Annotated in this window: 16 protein-coding genes; 9 read left to right on the top strand and 7 right to left on the bottom strand. The window is 47.9% G+C overall.

The genetic code is table 11. From position 1 onward, the window contains the following. Positions 1–564: 564 nt before the first annotated feature. The 3 genes from ACFS7Z_RS03085 to ACFS7Z_RS03075 form a co-directional block, all read right to left on the bottom strand. Entirely contained in the window at positions 565–1,482 is a 918-nt protein-coding gene (locus tag ACFS7Z_RS03085) for a DUF808 domain-containing protein (protein WP_377480738.1), read from the bottom strand. A 397-nt stretch (positions 1,483–1,879) separates the two neighbouring features. Next, positions 1,880–1,954 (bottom strand): hypothetical protein, encoded by a 75-nt coding sequence (locus ACFS7Z_RS03080; RefSeq protein WP_377481736.1) that lies wholly within the window; start codon positions 1,952–1,954, stop codon positions 1,880–1,882. Between the two features lie 107 nt (positions 1,955–2,061). Beyond that, the gene (locus ACFS7Z_RS03075; protein WP_377480735.1) at positions 2,062–2,757 is read right to left on the bottom strand and encodes an AraC family ligand binding domain-containing protein; all 696 of its coding nucleotides are present in this window, start codon (positions 2,755–2,757) and stop codon (positions 2,062–2,064) included. A 442-nt stretch (positions 2,758–3,199) separates the two neighbouring features. Between ACFS7Z_RS03075 and ACFS7Z_RS03070 the strand changes: the two genes are divergently transcribed. Next, the gene (locus tag ACFS7Z_RS03070; protein WP_377480731.1) at positions 3,200–3,487 is read left to right on the top strand and encodes a DUF983 domain-containing protein; all 288 of its coding nucleotides are present in this window, start codon (positions 3,200–3,202) and stop codon (positions 3,485–3,487) included. A gap of 147 nt (positions 3,488–3,634) precedes the next feature. Here ACFS7Z_RS03070 and ACFS7Z_RS03065 read toward each other — a convergent pair whose 3' ends face one another. Beyond that, positions 3,635–4,078: an Hsp20/alpha crystallin family protein gene (locus tag ACFS7Z_RS03065; RefSeq protein ID WP_377480728.1), complete on the bottom strand. Its 444-nt coding sequence runs from the start codon at positions 4,076–4,078 to the stop codon at positions 3,635–3,637. Positions 4,079–4,319: 241 nt separating this feature from the next. After that, positions 4,320–5,264 carry a mechanosensitive ion channel family protein gene (locus ACFS7Z_RS03060; RefSeq protein ID WP_377480725.1) on the bottom strand — a complete coding sequence of 315 codons (945 nt, stop codon included), beginning with the start codon at positions 5,262–5,264 and terminating at the stop codon, positions 4,320–4,322. Between the two features lie 501 nt (positions 5,265–5,765). Here ACFS7Z_RS03060 and ACFS7Z_RS03055 point away from each other — a divergent pair. Continuing rightward, entirely contained in the window at positions 5,766–6,008 is a 243-nt protein-coding gene (locus ACFS7Z_RS03055) for a hypothetical protein (RefSeq protein ID WP_377480723.1), read from the top strand. A gap of 140 nt (positions 6,009–6,148) precedes the next feature. Here ACFS7Z_RS03055 and ACFS7Z_RS03050 read toward each other — a convergent pair whose 3' ends face one another. Continuing rightward, on the bottom strand, positions 6,149–6,661 hold the full coding sequence (locus ACFS7Z_RS03050) for a DUF1440 domain-containing protein (protein ID WP_377480721.1): 513 nt from the start codon (positions 6,659–6,661) through the stop codon (positions 6,149–6,151). A 521-nt stretch (positions 6,662–7,182) separates the two neighbouring features. Between ACFS7Z_RS03050 and ACFS7Z_RS03045 the strand changes: the two genes are divergently transcribed. From ACFS7Z_RS03045 to ACFS7Z_RS03035, 3 genes are read left to right on the top strand one after another with little or no spacing between them, the layout of a single operon-like run. Continuing rightward, positions 7,183–8,622 carry a TolC family protein gene (locus ACFS7Z_RS03045; RefSeq protein WP_377480718.1) on the top strand — a complete coding sequence of 480 codons (1,440 nt, stop codon included), beginning with the start codon at positions 7,183–7,185 and terminating at the stop codon, positions 8,620–8,622. A gap of 27 nt (positions 8,623–8,649) precedes the next feature. Next, complete coding sequence (locus tag ACFS7Z_RS03040; protein ID WP_377480716.1) at positions 8,650–9,858, top strand: efflux RND transporter periplasmic adaptor subunit; 1,209 nt, start codon at positions 8,650–8,652, stop codon at positions 9,856–9,858. Beyond that, positions 9,859–12,996: an efflux RND transporter permease subunit gene (locus ACFS7Z_RS03035; protein ID WP_377480713.1), complete on the top strand. Its 3,138-nt coding sequence runs from the start codon at positions 9,859–9,861 to the stop codon at positions 12,994–12,996. A 100-nt stretch (positions 12,997–13,096) separates the two neighbouring features. Here the strand turns inward: ACFS7Z_RS03035 and ACFS7Z_RS03030 are convergent, their stop codons facing one another. Next, on the bottom strand, positions 13,097–13,276 hold the full coding sequence (locus ACFS7Z_RS03030) for a hypothetical protein (protein ID WP_377480710.1): 180 nt from the start codon (positions 13,274–13,276) through the stop codon (positions 13,097–13,099). Positions 13,277–13,589: 313 nt separating this feature from the next. On the opposite strand from ACFS7Z_RS03030, the gene ACFS7Z_RS03025 reads away from it, so the two are divergent. From ACFS7Z_RS03025 to ACFS7Z_RS03010, 4 genes are all read left to right on the top strand, one after another. Beyond that, positions 13,590–15,512: a CocE/NonD family hydrolase gene (locus tag ACFS7Z_RS03025; protein ID WP_377480708.1), complete on the top strand. Its 1,923-nt coding sequence runs from the start codon at positions 13,590–13,592 to the stop codon at positions 15,510–15,512. A 213-nt stretch (positions 15,513–15,725) separates the two neighbouring features. Then, on the top strand, positions 15,726–15,896 hold the full coding sequence (locus ACFS7Z_RS03020) for a hypothetical protein (RefSeq protein ID WP_377480705.1): 171 nt from the start codon (positions 15,726–15,728) through the stop codon (positions 15,894–15,896). Positions 15,897–15,959: 63 nt separating this feature from the next. Then, a complete protein-coding gene (locus ACFS7Z_RS03015) occupies positions 15,960–16,937 on the top strand; it encodes an isoaspartyl peptidase/L-asparaginase family protein (RefSeq protein ID WP_377480701.1) in 978 nt (325 codons plus the stop codon). Then, on the top strand, positions 16,918–17,694 hold the full coding sequence (locus ACFS7Z_RS03010) for a copper homeostasis protein CutC (RefSeq protein ID WP_377480698.1): 777 nt from the start codon (positions 16,918–16,920) through the stop codon (positions 17,692–17,694). Before ACFS7Z_RS03015 ends, ACFS7Z_RS03010 begins: the two co-directional genes overlap by 20 nt. Positions 17,695–17,812 lie beyond the last annotated feature (118 nt).

The raw sequence follows: 17,812 nt of genomic DNA, 5'->3' as shown, positions 1-17,812 counted from the left end.
ATTAAATTTACAAAGCTTTGTATATACATTGCTACTTCGGAGGGTGTGTCTTCTGCCAGTCCAGGTGGTTCTAAGCAAAAAAAATGCGCATACCAAAGAAGGAAGAACAGGCTACAGAATGAGTCAGATGGCATCTAATATAAAATTGCTTAAAGCTCCTTCCATAAAGCTAAATTTTTCTGTTCGTCGGCACGGAGTGAAGGAGTTTCCAATCTTTTGGTTGAGCCCCTTCCCCCGGCAGGTTCAGCAACACAGCGCGATGCCTTCAATAGGGCCACTACCTCCAGAACGCGCCCTCTGGGCCTGGAGAGTACAGCGCTACAGCTATAGATAAGCAGGTCTGATGCCGCTGGATGAACTACAGCTACGGCAGCTTAGACAGCTTTCCTATGGAATACGTTTTCTGCGATTTGGTATAAGCTGTGTGATTAGCTGCACATAAAAGGAAAACCAGCATTATCGGACGACAAGTTAAATTTTCATCAGATAATGCTGGTTTCAAGTGATTTATAAGGATTGCTGCTTCGGCAGGTGCAGCCAACTGAGCTTCTTTAGCTCTTGCGCCTACACAAACCTGCGCGCGAGTACTACAAGCTTTTCAATGATGGCACCTAAAATTAACCCGCCAATACCGCATGCCAATGCTTTGATGATCCAGGCAAGAGCTGGCAAACCGGACAGAGAATGCTCCAATGCATCCAGCGCATGGCTTGTAAAGGGAATTCCGTGTGCTATAATTTCTGCACCTACCCACAGCATGGCTGCCGTCCCGACATAGCCAAGTATTTTCAGAAAGTGCGGCATGAATGTGACGATGTTGCGGCCAATTTTCCTGACCTGCGTATGATTATTTTCCTTTGCCATGTGCAGGCCAAAGTCATCGGCCTTCACGATAAGCCCTACAAACCCATAAACAGCAATGGTAATGAAAACAGCCACGGCTAACATGACCGCAATTTGTTCAAATAATGGTTTTTCAGCTACACTGGCATAAGTGATCGCAACAATTTCGGCAGAAAGAATCATGTCCGTGCGAACCGCGCCCTTCACTCTTTCTTTTTCCAGTTCTTCCGGTGTAATAACCTTCACCTTTTCTCCTGCATGGTGGGCGCCATCATGATCGTGCTTGCTGAACATGGAGTGCACTTTTTCATAGCCCTCAAAGCACAAAAAAGCACCACCCAGCATCAGGATAGGCGTTATGGCCCAGGGTGCAAAAAAGCCGAGGAGCAGTGCTGCCGGGCTTAAAATGATGACTTTATTGAGCAGTGATTTCTTTGCGATCTGGTAAATGATAGAAAGCTCGCGTGACGGATCGAGACCTACCACATACTTGGGTGTCACGGCAGTGTCATCAATCACAATGCCGGAAACTTTACCCGTAGTTTTTGCCACCTGGGCGGGAACATCGTCCAAACTTGCCGCACTGACTTTCACCAGGGCAGACACATCATCTAATAAAGCAAGAAGTCCTGTAGCCATTAGTTGTTCTTCATTTTAAGAAGAAAAAATTTCTCCTTCTGTTTTGATTTTATTCCTGCTTCTTTTAGCAGAAAAGGTATACTGTTGCGGACAGCTTTCTCTGAGCAATGGTTCTTCATCCTGTCTCATTTGAATAGAGCACTCCGCATCAGGTAGCGATATTACGAAAAATATTCTCTAGTCTGCTTTTGCGTATGATAATTTAGTAGGTACGATAACTGTAGTGCCTCCCATTCCACAAAATAATGCACACAAGACAAACTCTTTTAATAATAGTAACAGCACTCAGGTATACTTCTTCGCTGCACTTTACTTATTTATAAAAGATAAAATGTGTTTGCACCGGTTGGCATAGCCCTGCACTTATGAGCGAAAATTTCATTCCGCCATCAATCACTCATCTGTTTAAGTTTCGGAACTGCTCAGGTGTAAAGCCGGTGTGCTTTTTGAAAAAACGGAAGAAGTAAGTGATATCAGCATAGCCTAGCTCAGCTGCAACCCGCGAGCTGGTTAGCCAGAGTGTACCAGCAGTCTTTGTGCCTCCAATAGCACACGTTCCTAAATAAGCTCACCTGTAGTCTAGCCCAACGAACGTTTACAGACCTCTGTAAGATACCTTGCCGTCACATGCAGTTGGTCCGCATAAAAGGTTATTGGCAGATGGTCCCTGTAATGTTGCGTTATCAGGTTCTCCAGTCGCTGTAAAAGTGATAGCTCCCCACCAGGCACCTGCGTGTCTTCTCCCTGAGACTGGTATATCCGGGTCAGGTATATCAGCAGGATATTAAGATAACAGCTAAGTACTTCATTCCGCATTAGCCCCTGAGTTAGATATTCCTTCTGCAATGCCTGGAGATTGGGCATCAGAGCATATTTCTCTTCCTGAGAAATGTAGAGCACCGGGGTGCGCAGCAGCGTATGGAAGAAAGGAAAACGTGATATGTTTTTGTGAGGGAGCTCCTTTAGGTTAAATTCAGAAGAGAAGAAAATTACTAAGCCATCGGCATCTTCTGAAAGCGTCCAACTGTGCACTTGCCCTGGTGACAGGAAAAAAATCATGTTGGGCCTTACCTCATAGCTCCTCAAATCGATGGTGTGGGTTCCGGTGCCCTGATTTATGAGAAGGATAATGTAAAAGTTATGCTTGTGTGGTTCACGAATAAACAGGTGCTCCTTCAGGTGCACTTTAAATAAACTGAAGTAAAAGTAGCTTTCTTTCTCGGCTTGTGCCTTAAAGTCCTGAATCTGGTAAACAGGCAAGTGTTCTTTGGGCATTTTTGTTTTTTTCGTACGCTCAAGATACTCAACAAAAGACAGCTTTTAAGGCGATTAGGGATTGCCTTCTGAAGGACTTTTAGGATTCTTTCTTATCATCCACACCCACGAAAGCTTATAGGAGCTATTTTTACTTTATACCCTGAACAGAATCCTTAAACTGCTGCGTAGTCAAATATGTTGAGCAGTCTTTACTAATCAGTCACGTACAAATGCTGCAGCGATGTAGATGAATGTAATAAGGTTTAAAAGTCCAGTATATTGTGCTTTTTGTCCCGTAAACTAGATTTATTGAGACAGTACCTTTGTAGAGGAATGAAAATTTTGACCCATGAGCCAGCAGAACTCATTTTTATATAGCATTTTAACTGTGAAATGCCCCAGGTGCAGGGAGGGGAACATGTTTCCGGAAGGCACTTTGTATAGCACTAAATTTGCGGATATGCACAAAGGTTGCCCTTGCTGCGGCCAGTCCTTTGAGCCCGAACCCGGCTATTATTATGGTGCCATGTATGTGAGCTTTGGCTTCAATGTGGCTATCTTCATCATTTCTTTGGTTGTTCTATACCAGTTTGTAGAAGAGGTTACCATGGCGATGATGATGGGACTCGTTGCTGTTGTGGTGATAGGACTTCTGCCTGTCATCTTCAGGTTATCTAGGGTACTTTGGATTCATATCTTTATCAGGTATGAGGGACCATGCAGCCAAATTCCAAAGAAACACAGTTAGCAGCAAACGACTACATTCATATCCTTTTCTACATGTAGGCACAACCTGAATTCAGAAGTATAGTATCTGCAACAGGCCAAGGCAACAACAGCATGTCAGAGTCTGGAGGAATATAAAGCAGAAAGGCAGGTTTCCCTGCCTTTCATGTTATTTAATCTCAATTCGTTTTGCAGGCTTCACATTCGCCTCGTCTGTTTTCGGAACAGTTATATGGAGTATGCCATCATGGTATTTGGCAGAGATTTTATCGCCCTTCACCAGCCTTTCAGGTAAGCTGAAGGTGCGTACGAAGGACTGATAGCTGAACTCTCTGCGGGTGAACTGCTCCTTCTCATCCTGCTCCTCTTGCTTGCTCTCCTTTTCAGCGGAAATCACAAGTATGTTATTTTCCAGCTCTATTTTAAAATCCTGCTTATTCATGCCCGGAGCAGCAACCTCGAGTTCGTAGGCATTGTCTGTCTCCCTTACATTGACAGCAGGTACTGACCCTCTTTCTAAACTGCTGTTCATTGGCCAGTTGAGCCAACCCCGCATAAAGCTGTCATCAAACAAGGATGGGATGGCTGGAAAAAAGCTTCTGTTATTTTTCATTAATGTTCCCATAATTTTACCCTCCTTTCTTTAATAATAGTATTAAAGTTTTCAAGTTAACTATGAGCTTCAAAAGCTAATTAACTAACAGCAAGGGCTTTGCCAAAGCTTCTTTGTTGAAATTCTGACATATTTATGTGTCAAAATTTCAGTTGACGCTGAAAAAATTTCAGCGTGCTACCGGGCATAATACCACCAAACCTGTATCAGTAGAGCAGGAAAATTAATTTCAGGAGGAAATTTATTCATAGCCTGCCTGACCGTTACCACCCAATGGCTTCCCGTTTTTCATGGAGGCAGTGAGATGCTCTAACTGCTCTGTCAGCTTTTCGCCGCCCTTTATTCCAAAGTCCAGCGTGCGGATTGGGAAGGGGATAAGGATATCATTTGCGTCAAATGCCTTTTTGATGCGAATGATGCCATCGCTCTTCGCACTCACATAGTCAATCTCCTTTTTATACGTTATCCAGTAGCGCGCTTTAAAGTTAATGGAGGAGTCGCCAAAGGCATCGTACATCACCTCAATCTCTTTTTCCTTTATGCGGTTTTTCACATCCTCCAGTGCCTCTGTTACTACCTGTTGCACGTGCTCCAGGTCTTCGGCATAGGAAACACCTACCTCCAGATCAACGCGTCGGGTACCGTAAACAGAGAAATTTGTAAGCGGATTCTCAAACACCGTCTTGTTCGGAAGATGCACTTCTTCTCCCGTCAACTGCCGGATATCTATTGTGCGGAGGGTAATCCGTTGGATAACGCCGCGGTAGTCGTTGGTCTCGATTAAATCACCAACCCGGAATGGCCTCCGTAGGGCAATAATCACACCCGATACAAAGTTGGCAGCTATGTCCTGGAAAGCAAAGCCCAGCGCCAGACCTACAATACCGACACCAGCCAGCATAGAGACGACCACCCTGTCGAGGTTCAGCACATTGAGCACAATAAAGAAACCCACCAGGAGCATGCCGATGTAGAGGAGCGTCAGGATGAGGTTATTAAGAGCGGCACTATGCGAAAACCTGTTCATAAACTTTTCGAGCCACCCTCTGATTAAGCCAGCCAGTTTGAAAGTGATGATCAGGAGGAGGATGGCCAGAAGCAGGTTGGGGAGCATGAGTACGGCGTATTCTCCCCATGTTTCCAGTTTTTTCCAAAGCAAGCCTAATTCTACATTAAAGTTTTCCATTACATAGTTAATTAAATCTGTTAGAGAGCACACGTACCCCCGGTATTAAGTGGAGTATCTATGGAGGCAGGCTTCGAAAAAGAAAGAAACAGCCTCAGGTACATATACGGTGCAATTTTTCAGAAGCGGGAGGATTGCACCGTTCTCCTCTTTTAGCATGAAACTACAGTCAACATAATGTCAGCCTATCATGCACCTTGCACAGTTATAGCACTTTTAAGGGTACAGGCATAATGATCTATCCTGGATAATAACACTCTTCTGTCTTATCTGTTCAATTGAAAAATGATACCTGAAAGATGTTTTTTCGATAGAGTATAGCGGATATCTTCTAAATCCGCTGTCAAGAAGCGAAGCTGCGACTTCCTAGAGTTCAAAACGCTGTCTTGATAGTATAGCATATCAGCCGCTTTCAGAATATGGCGCCAAAGCTGAATTTCTGAATGAGGTAATGTAGGGGGAGTATAGGTTTTTTTCGTACTGCATAAGCTGATTTTGCACGTGAAGCAGCACCTGCACGAAGTAGTTGAAACAGGCACAGGAAAAGGAGTGGGGCAGGTGTTTCAGCAGTGTACCCGCACTGAAATTGTCAGCACATTATACCCTGCCAAGCTTTCCGTAATCAAGGCAGGAGATGATTACCAGGAGCAGGTAAAGGCGATACTTCAGCAGCAAAGACTTCTGAGCAGCGGGAAAAATCCAGGCTTGAGCGAAAAGCTGCGCAGGTTTGAGCTGCAAACTTAGCCTGCTCATGCTAATTAGCAGGCTACAGGTGAGCCTTGTTTACTTTTGCGTGAAGTTTATCTATTAAGGAGCAATTGTGAAACGGCAGTACGAATGGCGAATGTAGCCTTATCCTGTTAATAGGAGCAAACGGTAATATTTTATTCCGGCAAGGCTTTGTCCAGTATATTCAGTAACGCATCAGTGACCACTCCTACTGCTAAGTGGCCAACGAGTCCACGTGCGTGTGCCTGCCACGGATAGGCAGCAGGTCCAGAAGACAGCCCTGTTGCTGGTGCTACTATTTCATCCATCACTACAAAGAGGCCAAAGCCGTAGAGTGAGCCTCCTCCGGCGTCCAGCCCCTTTACCTTGTGCCGCATGGCAGCATAAAGTATTCCCGGTGCCATTCCCAGAAAGTAATGTACCCCTCTGCCTGCCATCCAGCGCTCTCTGGCATCTAAGTTTGCTCCGGTTGCGTCCAGCACTTTGTCTACTGCCACGTCTGCCACATACTTTCCGTGCACCTGTGCTTTTTTCTCCTGTAAATAAGCTTTAGGGTCCTCATTCTGGTACATATACCAGGTAATCTTGTCCATCACCCAAACAGAAGCTGCTCCTGCTATCGCACCCTTTATCAATTCTGCTGCTATACTTTTTGATCCTGTTGACATATCCATCCATTCATATTAAACATCTGTAATTCTTCTTCCAAGCAACTTATACTACGGGCACAGCCAGTGGTGGTTCTGAGTAACATCAGTCGAGGTTAAGCTGATGTAAAATGAAATACATGGAGAAATGGTAAGAGGATAGCTATCATCTGGAGAACTATGGAAGGAAACATGTGAAGCGCTCAACAGAAAGCCTCTGATGGAGTGCCAGGCTTTATCGGCTGACCAAGCCTTGCAGCTGCTTTTCCTGCTGAATGAATGTCTCCTTTTCTGTATAAGTGGGGCGATTACTGTATGCATTGCTGTTAATGACTTGAAAGTAAAAGTTAAAACAAGAAAACAAAGACGTTCCAAAGCGTATAAAATGTACAACGGCAGCGGGTACATCTTCAATACCATGTAAAGCAGCACTTCATATAATGGAAGAGAGGTAGAAAAGCAGCATCCCGAAGTCCGTTTTAGTTGATGCTGGCAAGTCCTGCATATTGAAAGCTTAAAGAATAAAACGAATCAACAACAGATTGAAAAACGGCACCCCAGCATTTAAACCGAACAAGAAACCGGTAGCTACCCTGCCCGGACTATACCTTCTGTGTTGCTGCACCATCCTTTGGCTTTCCGGATGTTCACGCAAAGTGGCCGATGTTATGCTTCCCTTCGAAACCCCAGAAGCTTTCTCCCTCCCTGGCGAAACCCAGGTGCCGGACCAATGGTGGGTAGTTTTTGAAGACCCGAAGCTCAATGCGCTGATAGACTCTGCTTTTGAAGCCAACCTTCCTCTGAAAATCGCCTGGTACCAGTTCCAGGAGGCAGAGGCATTGGTGAACATAACGGCATCCGCGAAGGTGCCTGACGTGTTTCTGCAGCTCCAGAGCGGGCTGAGCCGCCCGGAACCTGACTTCGTAGGGGGTGAAAACACGCAGCTCTCCTTAAGATCAAACTATGAAGTGGACCTGTGGGGCCGGATCAGGTACAGCGTGCATGCCGAAGAGTTCAGGTTCATTGCCACTTATTATGATTACAAAACAGCGGCAGTCACGCTTTCCGGTGAGGTTGCCCTGGCCTGGTTCAGGCTGAAGGCTACCCGTATTCAGCTTCAGCTCCTGGACGAACAGCTTATAACCAATGAACAGGTGCTGGCGCTTATCCGAAACAGGTTTGCCAGCGGACAGGTAAGGGGTGTCGATATTCTGCGGCAGGAGCAGCTCATAGCCAGCACCAGGGAACAGCAGATAGCTCTAGAACTACAGCAGGAGTTGCTTGAGAACCAGTTGTCCGTACTGCTCGGGCATCCACCCGCAGATGTGCTGGATGCCCCCGCTCAGTTACCAGACCTGCCCCCGTTGCCTCTCACCGGTGTTCCCCTGCAACTTGTCAACCGAAGACCCGATGTGCAAAGTGCCTTTTACAGGCTACAGGCCTCCGACAGGGAAGTGGCTGCTGCCATCAGCAACAAATACCCGCGCCTGAACTTTTCACTCAATGCGGCTGTCAGGTCCAATTCCCTCATCGGCTTACTTGAATCGCAGGCCATCTCGATTGGCAGCAGTGTGCTGGCCCCTATATTTTACGGAGGAAGATTGGATGCCCAGGTAAACCAGGCAGAAGCCATCAGGCAGCAGTTACTAAATGATTATGGACAAACAGTGCTCATCGCTTTTCAGGAAATTGAAGACGCGCTGATTCAGGAGGCAAAACAACGCCAGCGGATTGAAGTTATCCAGGAGCAGGTTGAGCTGGCGGAGAAGACCTTTGGGCAGCTACGGGTGGAATACCTTAACGGATCGCTCCCTTACCTCGATGTGCTGGTAACCCTGAACCAGCAGCAGCAGCTCCGCAGGGATCTGATTAACGCGCAACTGGACCTGCTGGAAATAAGGGTAGCACTTTACCGGGCGCTGGCAGGTGGCTTTGACACAGAAAGAGAGCTTCTGATGGAGGAAATACCGGAGAACCAGTAGACTATACAATGAAATGGATGCATCCAGATGACTAAAAAGAAAACTATTATCATCAGTGTTTTTGTGCTTTTGGTAAGTGCTGCCATCACTTTATTTGTTTTTATGACGGAACCGGAAGCACAACGTGAGGCGGCAACCAAAAAAACGGCGATGCTGGTGGACGTGGTGCAGGTGAACAGGGGCAATTATGTACCTACTGTAGTCGCTACCGGTACCGTACAGGCAGCGAAAGACATTATACTAAGTCCGCAGGTAGGGGGAGAGATCGTCAGTATTTCCGAGAACTTTATACCAGGTTCATTTGTGAAGAAAGGCGAAGTACTGCTTCAGATAAACCCTGCTGACTATAGAAACATATTGCAGCTCAGGCAAAGCGACCTGCAACTGGCCAGGTCGGAACTGAGTGTGGAGATGGGCCGGCAGGATGTGGCACGAAAAGACTTTGAACTGATAGGGGCCGAACTGGCTGCTGATAACAGGGACTTGGTGCTCCGGAAGCCACAACTGGAGGCAGCAAGGGCCAATATAGCAGCCTCAGAAGCCGCTGTAAACCAGGCCCGGCTCGACCTGCAGCGAACCACTATTCGGGCACCTTTCGATGCCCATATCATCAGCAGGAGTGTAAATGTGGGCTCTCAGGTGGCACCTGGGGCAGAGCTCGGACGGCTGGTGGGAATGGACGAGTATTGGGTGGCTGCCAATGTGCCCATGTCTAAAATCAGCTGGCTCTCTTTTGCAGAAAAAGATGCTGCAAAGGCCTCAGATGTCAGGGTAACAAACGATACAAGCTGGCCGAGCAGCCAGTTCAGAAAAGGAAAGCTCTTCCGCCTGGTAGGCGCCCTCGATACACAAACCAGAATGGCCCGTGTGCTGGTTTCTGTTCCTGACCCCCTCGCACGCGCTGCCCGCTACGATACCATTCCTCCTTTAATGATAGGGACTTTTGTTGAAACACACATTGAGGCGCGGGAAATAAAGGACGCTATCAGGCTCAGCCGTGATTACATCAGGAAAGATGAAACGGTATGGGTAATGGAAGACGGAAAGCTAAGTATCCGCGATGTGGAGATCTTGTTTCAGGATGCGGACTACGCCTATATCAGCAAAGGACTTTCTGATAACGATATGGTTGTAACCACTGATCTATCAACCGTGGTGGAGGGGTCTGGTTTACGCACAGAAAAAGCCGGGGCTTCTAATGAAACAGCGCAAAGACAGGAAGGAGGGCAGGAATAAATGGATAAGGACAAGAAGTTAACGGATAATACATACAAGGGCCCCATAGCGTTCATGGCCCGTAACCGGATCATTACGAACCTTCTGATGGTTATTCTGATAGGGGGAGGCATCTGGACGATGTTCAACATCCAGAAAGAAGTCTTTCCGCAGTTTCAACTGGATTTTGTAGACGTCAGTGTGGTTTACCCGGGTGCGGCCCCAACAGAAGTGGAGCAGGGGATCCTCCTACCCGTAGAAGAAGCGATCAGAGGTGTTCAGGGAATAAAAGAGGTCACCTCCACTGCCAATGAAGGTTCCGGAAATATCTCTGTGGAACTGGTGGCGGGCACCAACCGGATGAAGGCGTTTCAGGAGATTGACCAGGCCGTTAACAGAATACAAACCTTTCCGGACGACATTGAGCAGCCGCAGGTAAGCCTGCGGGATGAGCAGCGCGATGTAATGGGTATCGGGTTGTATGGTGACGTGGATGTGTGGACGCTCCGGATACTGGCTGAAAGGCTGCGCAACCGGCTATTGAGTAACGATGAAATTACGCAGGTAGAGATAGGCAACGTGCCTGACTTTATTACGCATGTAGAGATTCCGGAGCACCGGCTTCGGGAGTACAACCTTACGCTGGGGCAGGTGGCCAGTATCATCCGTCAGTCCAGCGAGGATGTGCCTGCCGGTGCTATAGAAACGCAGGCGGGAGAAGTATTGCTGCGGATGGAAGAGCGCAAGCTTTGGGCAGAGGAGTTCGGCAGCATCGACATCATTTCTTCAGAATCGGGCGCTACCGTAAAACTGGCGGACATAGCCGAGATAAGGGATGGCTTTGAAGAAGTAGGTTTTTTCGGACAGTTTAACCAGCAGAACACTGTTGACCTGGAAATATATCGGATTGGAGACCAGTCTCCGCTGGAAATAGAAACAATAGTCAAAGATATTATAAAGGATTATGAAAAGTCGCTTCCTCCCGGTGTAAAAGTGCGCATAGAGAGCAACAGGGCAGAAGACTATCGGGAACGCTTGTCGCTACTGACGGAGAATGGCTTGTTAGCCATTGTGATTGTGTTAGTCATTCTTGGTTTGTTCCTGGAGTACCGGCTGGCGTTCTGGGTAATGACGGGCATGATCATCTCTTTCATCGGGGCCATGGTTTTTTTACCCCTGGTAGATATCAGCATCAATATGATTTCCATGTTTGGTTTTTTAATTGTGTTGGGGATTGTGGTGGACGATGCCATTGTGGTGGGGGAAAACATCTACGACTATCGGCAAAAGGGATATTCTTATATGGATGCCGCTATTCTGGGCACCAAAGATGTTTCCAAACCTGTGGTTTTCAGCATTCTGACCACTATCATGGCCTTTATGCCGCTTCTTTTTATACCCGGTGAAACAGGTAAATACTGGTGGCCGTTACCGGTGGTCGTTATTGTGATGCTCATCGTTTCTCTTTTTGAGGCGCTGTTCATCCTGCCCTCCCATGTGGCGCACAAGCCGAAGGAAAACAACAACAAAGCGGTGCGGAAACTGGAGCATTGGCAGGGTTCCATAGCCGAAGCCTTCAATCGGTTTGTCAACCGCTTCTACAAGCCTTTTCTCGACCTTTGCCTGCGCAACCGGTACATCACATTCAGCTCTGCGATTGCCTTACTGCTGTTAGTAGGTGGCTACGGATACAGCGATCACATGGGAATGGTGCTGATGCCGGAGGTAGCGGCTGATGAAATAGAAGCCGCCGTAAGGTTGCCGGTGGGCACCACAACTGAGCAGGCCGCCAAAGTGGCCAACCAGTTATCGAACTCCACCCAGCGCATGTTTGAGGAGAATAACCTGTATGAGGTAGCAGAAGGTATCAAAACCAATGTGCGTGGGAAAAACTTCATTGATGTGGAAGTAGTGATGAAGCCGCCGGATGAAAGAGACATGAGCGCGAAAGAACTCATAGCCTTGTGGCGCGATAACATTGGCGATATTGAGGGGGTGGACCAGATAACCTTCGAAGCTGAAAGAGGACCCGGAGGTGCCCGGCAGGACATCAGCGTGGATTTGAGCCACACCAATATTGAAGTGCTGGAACGTGCCAGCAAGGCATTCCTGGAGCGGGTAGAGTCTTTTGAGGAAACCCGTGATGTGAGTGACAACTACAACATGGGTAAGGTGCAACTGGGCTTTGAACTGCTGCCGGAAGGAAGAAGTTTGGGGTTCACACCATCTAGTGTTGGACAGCAGGTGCGGGATGCTTTTTACGGAGCCTTGGCAATACGTCAGCTTCGGGGCCTTAATGAAACTGAGATTCGCGTGAAGCTGCCGTGGGAAGAGCGGAAGGATATGAACAACCTGGAAGAGTTCATCGTCCGGGCACCTGATGGCACAGCCGTGCCCTTGCTTAATGTTGTAAAGGTGGCGGAAGGAGTAACGTTCACCAACATCAACAGGAGAGACGGGCGCAGGGTAGTGAACGTTGGTATGGATGTAGAGCCGGCAAATGCCCAGTCCCGCGTGCTAAACTCTCTGAACGAGGAAATTCTACCACAGTTAAGAGCCGACTTCCCGGGCATCACCTGGACATATGAGGGAAGCCAGGCAGAAATGCGGGAATCAACGCAAGCCTTATGGTCTGGGTTTATCATTGCCATGCTCCTTATTTTTGCCTTGCTGGCAGTGGCATTAAATTCTTATATCCAGCCCCTCATCGTGATGCTGGCTATCCCTTTTGGCGTGGTAGGCGCTGTAATAGGCCATATATTACTGGGTTATGACCTGTCACTCGTCAGCCTGATGGGCGTGATTGCCCTTTCAGGCGTGGTGGTGAATGACTCCCTGATCATGATTGACTATGCCAATAAAAACAGGGGGGAGCTCTCCGCTTACGATGCCATTCACGAAGCAGGAATCAGGCGATTCAGGCCGATTGTGCTCACCACCCTCACCACCTTCGGCGGACTGACACCCATCATACTGGAAACATCCAGCCAGGCCTATCAGCTTATTCCCATGGCCATTTCCCTTGGCTTCGGGATTATATTCGCCACCTCCATCATCTTAGTCATAGTGCCCTGCTTATACATGATCCTCGATGACGTGGTGACGTTGACCAAGAACAAGAAAAGTGTAGTTGGAGTTGAGCACAGACTAAAACAGTAGATAATACTTTGATTTATTATGTCTTTTGTTAGCACATAATGCTACATTATATGTGGCAGTATAAGGGCTTCACATACTTTGTCTATTTCTCATTCTCAGGCTAGGTCGAAGCACGTTCTACTGTAACAGCTACTTCGTCTTTATCTAAAGACAAATTAGCATGTTGCACCGTATACTCCTTATCCTTCAGAATTACCTTCATCCCCGGATACACCTGTACAGGTTCGTTATAAGTTTTAAGGACAATTGAACTGCCCTGCAACACAAACAGTGTTTTCATCTTTATTTTCTGTTGATAGATTTTTTATAAGTACAGTTTTACAAAACTACTTTACAAGAAGCTGTACTTTCAGGTTGCTGCAACTTTGTAATAGCTTAGATAATTCAGGAGTTGAATTTAGTGCCTAAGGAGAAGCAACAGGATAGTTCGTCTGCGGAAGTCAGTTGTCTATATGCTATACTCTCTACAAAAGGTTAAAGCAGAAGCAGAACCGTTCCCTTTCCCGTGCAACACATCATAGAAGGCTTCAGTAGGAGGTGGGGGAATTCAGCAGCAATTAGTATATTGCTGATACAACATCTACTCCAAATACATGAAAATACGTTACCCCCGGCTGATCACAGTCTTTCTCCTGGCATTGATTTCCGCCAGTTCCTTTGCCCAGAGCACCACCACTGTAAAGTTAGAACCGCAGCAATACCAGGACAGCTTGTACCTGGCGCAAAACTATGAGCACCGCAAAGTGATGGTGCCAATGCGCGATGGTATAAAGCTTTACACCGAGGTTTTTGTGCCGAAGGATGCTTCTAAAGCAAAAAAGTACCCTTTCCTGATGACCAGGACCCCCTACAACGCTACCCGCGTACATGGCAGGTTGTATGGTAACGCTTCGTTTGCAAAGCTGGCCCGGGAAGGGTTCATATTTGTGGAGCAGGATGTACGCGGCCGCTGGCGTTCAGAAGGTGAATTCTCTCATGAGAGGCCACTGGTGAACAATGACAATAAAAAGAAACAAAAGCAGCCTGATGAAGCGACCGACACCTATGATGCCATCGATTGGCTTTTGAAAAACGTGAAAGGCAACAATGGGAATGTCGGGATTCATGGCGTGTCGTACCCGGGCTTTTATAGTACGGCTGCCGCTGTTAGTAACCATCCGGCGCTGAAAGCTGTTTCGCCGCAGGCACCTGTAACAGATTGGTTTGTTGGGGATGATGTGCATCACAACGGTGCTTTTTTCTGGATGGACTTCTTTGATTTTCTTCCCCGCTTTGATCAGGACGAGCCTGATAAACCCGCCACCCGGACCTTTGGTGTAACAGACAGCAAAAACCGTGATAATTATGATTACTTCCTCAACACAGTCATAACGCCTAAGCGTGCGAACACAGAATTCTTTAAAGACAGTATTCCCTTCTGGAATGATATACTCGCACATCCTGACTATGACGTTTACTGGAAAAGCCGCAACCCACTGCCGCACGCAAACAAGCTGAAACCAGCTATTTTAACTGTTGGCGGCTGGTTTGATGCTGAGGATCTGTATGGTGCCCTGGAAACCTATGAGCGAATTGAGGAGCAAAATCCGGGAGCTACAAATAAGCTGGTGATGGGCCCCTGGTGCCATGGCTGCTGGTGGTCTGAAGCAAAGTCATTGGGCGATGTCTCCTTTGAAAAACCTACCGGGCAATTCTACCTCGACAGCCTGTTCCTGCCCTTCATGAACTATCACCTGAAAGGCAAGAGCAATGCACCCAAGCTAGCCGAAGCCACTATGTTTGAAACCGGAACCAACGAGTGGCGTACGTTTGCAACCTGGCCACCGAAAGCAGTGCAGGACAGAAATTTATACCTGCTTCCGAACGGTAAAATCGGGTTCTCGGCTCCAACAGTCACGAATTCTTATGATGAATATGTTTCTGATCCGGCAAACCCGGTGCCGTACCAGGGGCAAATTCACCGCAAGCGCACCCGGGAGTACATGCTCGACGACCAGCGCTTTGCCTCCCGCAGGCCCGATGTGCTCACCTATACATCTGAGCCCCTCACGGAAGACTTAACTTTAGCTGGTCCGGTTATAGCTGATTTAGTAGCCAGCATCAGCACCACCGATGCCGATTTTGTGGTGAAACTGATTGATGTTTATCCGGAAGGTACCTCTGATTCTCTTGCCGCAGAGGGCAGTGAGGCAGTAATGGGAGGCTATCAGCAACTGGTGCGAGCCGAGATATTGCGCGGCCGCTACCGCAACAGCTTTGAGAAACCTGAGGCGTTCAAGCCAGGTGCGCCAACTCCTGTAAAGTTCGAGGTGCCTGACTTGCTGCACACCTTCAAAAAGGGGCATAAGCTGATGGTGCAGATTCAAAGCTCCTGGTTCCCGCTCTCTGATCGGAATCCGCAGCAGTTTATCAACATTTATGAAGCCAACCCGGAAGACTATATCAAGTCTACCATCCAGATTTACCACGATGCACAAAGAGCTTCACACTTAAAAGTTAAAGTAATACCGGAGTAAAGTAGTAGCTATGTGTAAGAGAGTTAATTACTGTGCTACCCGAAGCATGGGTTATATTATAGATGAACATAGAGGTTGGTTGTTAGTGTTAGTGTTAGTGGAGGAACACTTTGCAGCCAGCGTTATAATCTTGCGCCATAGTTTAGCCAAATCACCGAAAATAAGATACTATCCTTTAAATTTGATACCATACATTAAAGACAAATTTGACTGATGAAAACGCTATACAAATTACTATTCGTTTTATGCCTCCTGGTAGGCACTTCCTGCAGCCAGAATGCACAGGAGGAAGAAATTACAGTTGAGAGCGCAGAGGAAGGAGCCGCTGAAAAGGACACAACCCAGGCAAACGACGAGGTGCCTGAGGAACTGATGCACCACTAATCAATTCTAATTCCTGTCTATTAAAGGCAATCCGGCAATGTATACTTTAGAACATCAACCTCAATGAGCAACAGACGCAAATTCATCAAGCTGTCCGCCTTAGGCGCAACGTTTTTAGGCAGTGGCTTTCACTTTGAAAATGCTTTCGCCGGGAAACTGGGGAAGGCCAAGGCTAACATGCCTGTTGTTATCTCTACCTGGAACCACGGTATACCGGCCAATGCCGCGGCCTGGGAGGTGCTGTCGAAGAGGGGAAGCGCGCTCGATGCGGTGGAGGCGGGGGTGAGGGTGCCGGAGGCAGACCCAAATGTGCGGACAGTGGGCTATGGCGGCTATCCGGACAGGGAAGGCAAGGTGACTCTTGATGCCTGTATCATGGACAAGGACAGCAACTGCGGCGCAGTAGCGTTTTTGCAGCACATTAAGCACCCGATATCGGTAGCCCGCAAAGTGATGGAAGATACGCCGCACGTGATGCTGGTGGGAGAGGGTGCTTTGCAGTTCGCGCTGGAGAAAGGTTTTGAAAAGGAGAACCTCTTAACGCCAGCCTCAGAAAAGGACTGGAAAAAGTGGCTGAAAGAATCGAAGTATAAGCCCGTTATCAACATTGAGAACCACGACACCATTGGTATGCTGGCACTGGATTCAAATGGCAATTTAGCCGGAGCCTGCACCACCAGCGGAGCCGCCTTCAAAATGCACGGTCGTGTGGGCGATTCCCCCATCATCGGAGCCGGTCTGTTTGTAGATAACGAAGTAGGAGCCGCCACAGCTACAGGACTCGGTGAAGCCGTTGTGCGGATGGTGGGCAGCCACCTGGTGGTGGAATTGATGCGGCAGGGAAATTCTCCCGAAGATGCCTGCCGACTGGCCGTGGAGCGGATTATCAAGAAGCAAAAGGATGTGAAGGACCTGCAGGTAGGTTTCATTGCCCTGAACAAAAACGGCGAGTATGGCGGCTACTGCATCCATAAGGGCTTTGATTATGCCGTGCAGGATAAGTCGGGGGGTAAGCTGATTGATGGAAAAAGCAAGCTGTAGGCAAGAATTGACGCTGGAAATATGCGTTGACTCCGTCGCCTCTGCCATGGCAGCAGAGCAGGGCGGTGCCCAGCGTGTGGAACTGTGCGACTACCTGGCTGGCGGGGGCACTACTCCAAGCGCCGGTATGATAGAGGTAGTCAGGAAGAACATCAACATTGGCTTGCACGTGCTTATCCGGCCCCGCAGAGGTGACTTCCTGTATTCTGATTTGGAGTTCGATGTGATGAAGCGGGACATCGAATGGTGTAAAAAACTTGGAGTGGATGGTGTGGTGATTGGCATGCTTACCAGGGACGGAAGTATAGACACTGCCAGAACACAGGAATTAATTGCGCATGTAGGTACGATGAGTGTCACCTTTCACAGAGCCTTTGACCTTACTCCCGACCCAATCAAGGCCCTTAATGACCTGCTGCAGCTATCGGTGCACCGCCTGCTCACGTCTGGTCAGCAGGAAACGGCTCTGCAAGGTGTGCCACTCCTCCGGGAACTGCAGGTAAGGGCTGACGGGCAACTGATCATTTTACCTGGAGGCGGCGTGAACCCAACGAATGTCTCGGAGATAGTCGCTAAAACAGGAGTAAGTGAGGTGCATGCCTCTGTCCGCAGGCTTGTAGAAAGCAATATGGCGTTTCGCAAAGACTATCCTCCCATGTCCAGCAATAAAGTCCTTTCTGAGTATGAGCAACTGATAGCTGATGTGACGCAGATTAAAGCCATGCAGGAAGCTTTACATCTCAAGCCGAATGCCTGACAAAGCTGACACTGAAAATGGAGCATTGGTGTCGAAAACTTTATTGTCAGCCAACACTTATTTAGAACAGTCCCTCACGCTAGAAGTAAAAAGGATAGGATGGTGTCTGATGTAATTT

It is taken from the genome of Pontibacter toksunensis, from assembly GCF_042686245.1.
Taxonomy (GTDB): domain Bacteria; phylum Bacteroidota; class Bacteroidia; order Cytophagales; family Hymenobacteraceae; genus Pontibacter; species Pontibacter toksunensis.
Note: the sequence above shows the minus strand (reverse complement) of the source record. Positions and strands in the feature narration are given on the sequence as shown.

What these genes read in the sequence shown, in the direction of transcription:
- ACFS7Z_RS03085 (WP_377480738.1), bottom strand. Translation starts at nt 1,482, where the DNA reads ATGGCTACAGGACTTCTTGCTTTATTAGATGATGTGTCTGCCCTGGTG.
- ACFS7Z_RS03075 (WP_377480735.1), bottom strand. Translation starts at nt 2,757, where the DNA reads ATGCCCAAAGAACACTTGCCTGTTTACCAGATTCAGGACTTTAAGGCA.
- ACFS7Z_RS03070 (WP_377480731.1), top strand. Translation starts at nt 3,200, where the DNA reads ATGCACAAAGGTTGCCCTTGCTGCGGCCAGTCCTTTGAGCCCGAACCC.
- ACFS7Z_RS03065 (WP_377480728.1), bottom strand. Translation starts at nt 4,078, where the DNA reads ATGAAAAATAACAGAAGCTTTTTTCCAGCCATCCCATCCTTGTTTGAT.
- ACFS7Z_RS03060 (WP_377480725.1), bottom strand. Translation starts at nt 5,264, where the DNA reads ATGGAAAACTTTAATGTAGAATTAGGCTTGCTTTGGAAAAAACTGGAA.
- ACFS7Z_RS03050 (WP_377480721.1), bottom strand. Translation starts at nt 6,661, where the DNA reads ATGTCAACAGGATCAAAAAGTATAGCAGCAGAATTGATAAAGGGTGCG.
- ACFS7Z_RS03040 (WP_377480716.1), top strand. Translation starts at nt 8,650, where the DNA reads ATGACTAAAAAGAAAACTATTATCATCAGTGTTTTTGTGCTTTTGGTA.
- ACFS7Z_RS03035 (WP_377480713.1), top strand. Translation starts at nt 9,859, where the DNA reads ATGGATAAGGACAAGAAGTTAACGGATAATACATACAAGGGCCCCATA.
- ACFS7Z_RS03030 (WP_377480710.1), bottom strand. Translation starts at nt 13,276, where the DNA reads ATGAAAACACTGTTTGTGTTGCAGGGCAGTTCAATTGTCCTTAAAACT.
- ACFS7Z_RS03025 (WP_377480708.1), top strand. Translation starts at nt 13,590, where the DNA reads ATGAAAATACGTTACCCCCGGCTGATCACAGTCTTTCTCCTGGCATTG.
- ACFS7Z_RS03020 (WP_377480705.1), top strand. Translation starts at nt 15,726, where the DNA reads ATGAAAACGCTATACAAATTACTATTCGTTTTATGCCTCCTGGTAGGC.
- ACFS7Z_RS03015 (WP_377480701.1), top strand. Translation starts at nt 15,960, where the DNA reads ATGAGCAACAGACGCAAATTCATCAAGCTGTCCGCCTTAGGCGCAACG.
- ACFS7Z_RS03010 (WP_377480698.1), top strand. Translation starts at nt 16,918, where the DNA reads ATGGAAAAAGCAAGCTGTAGGCAAGAATTGACGCTGGAAATATGCGTT.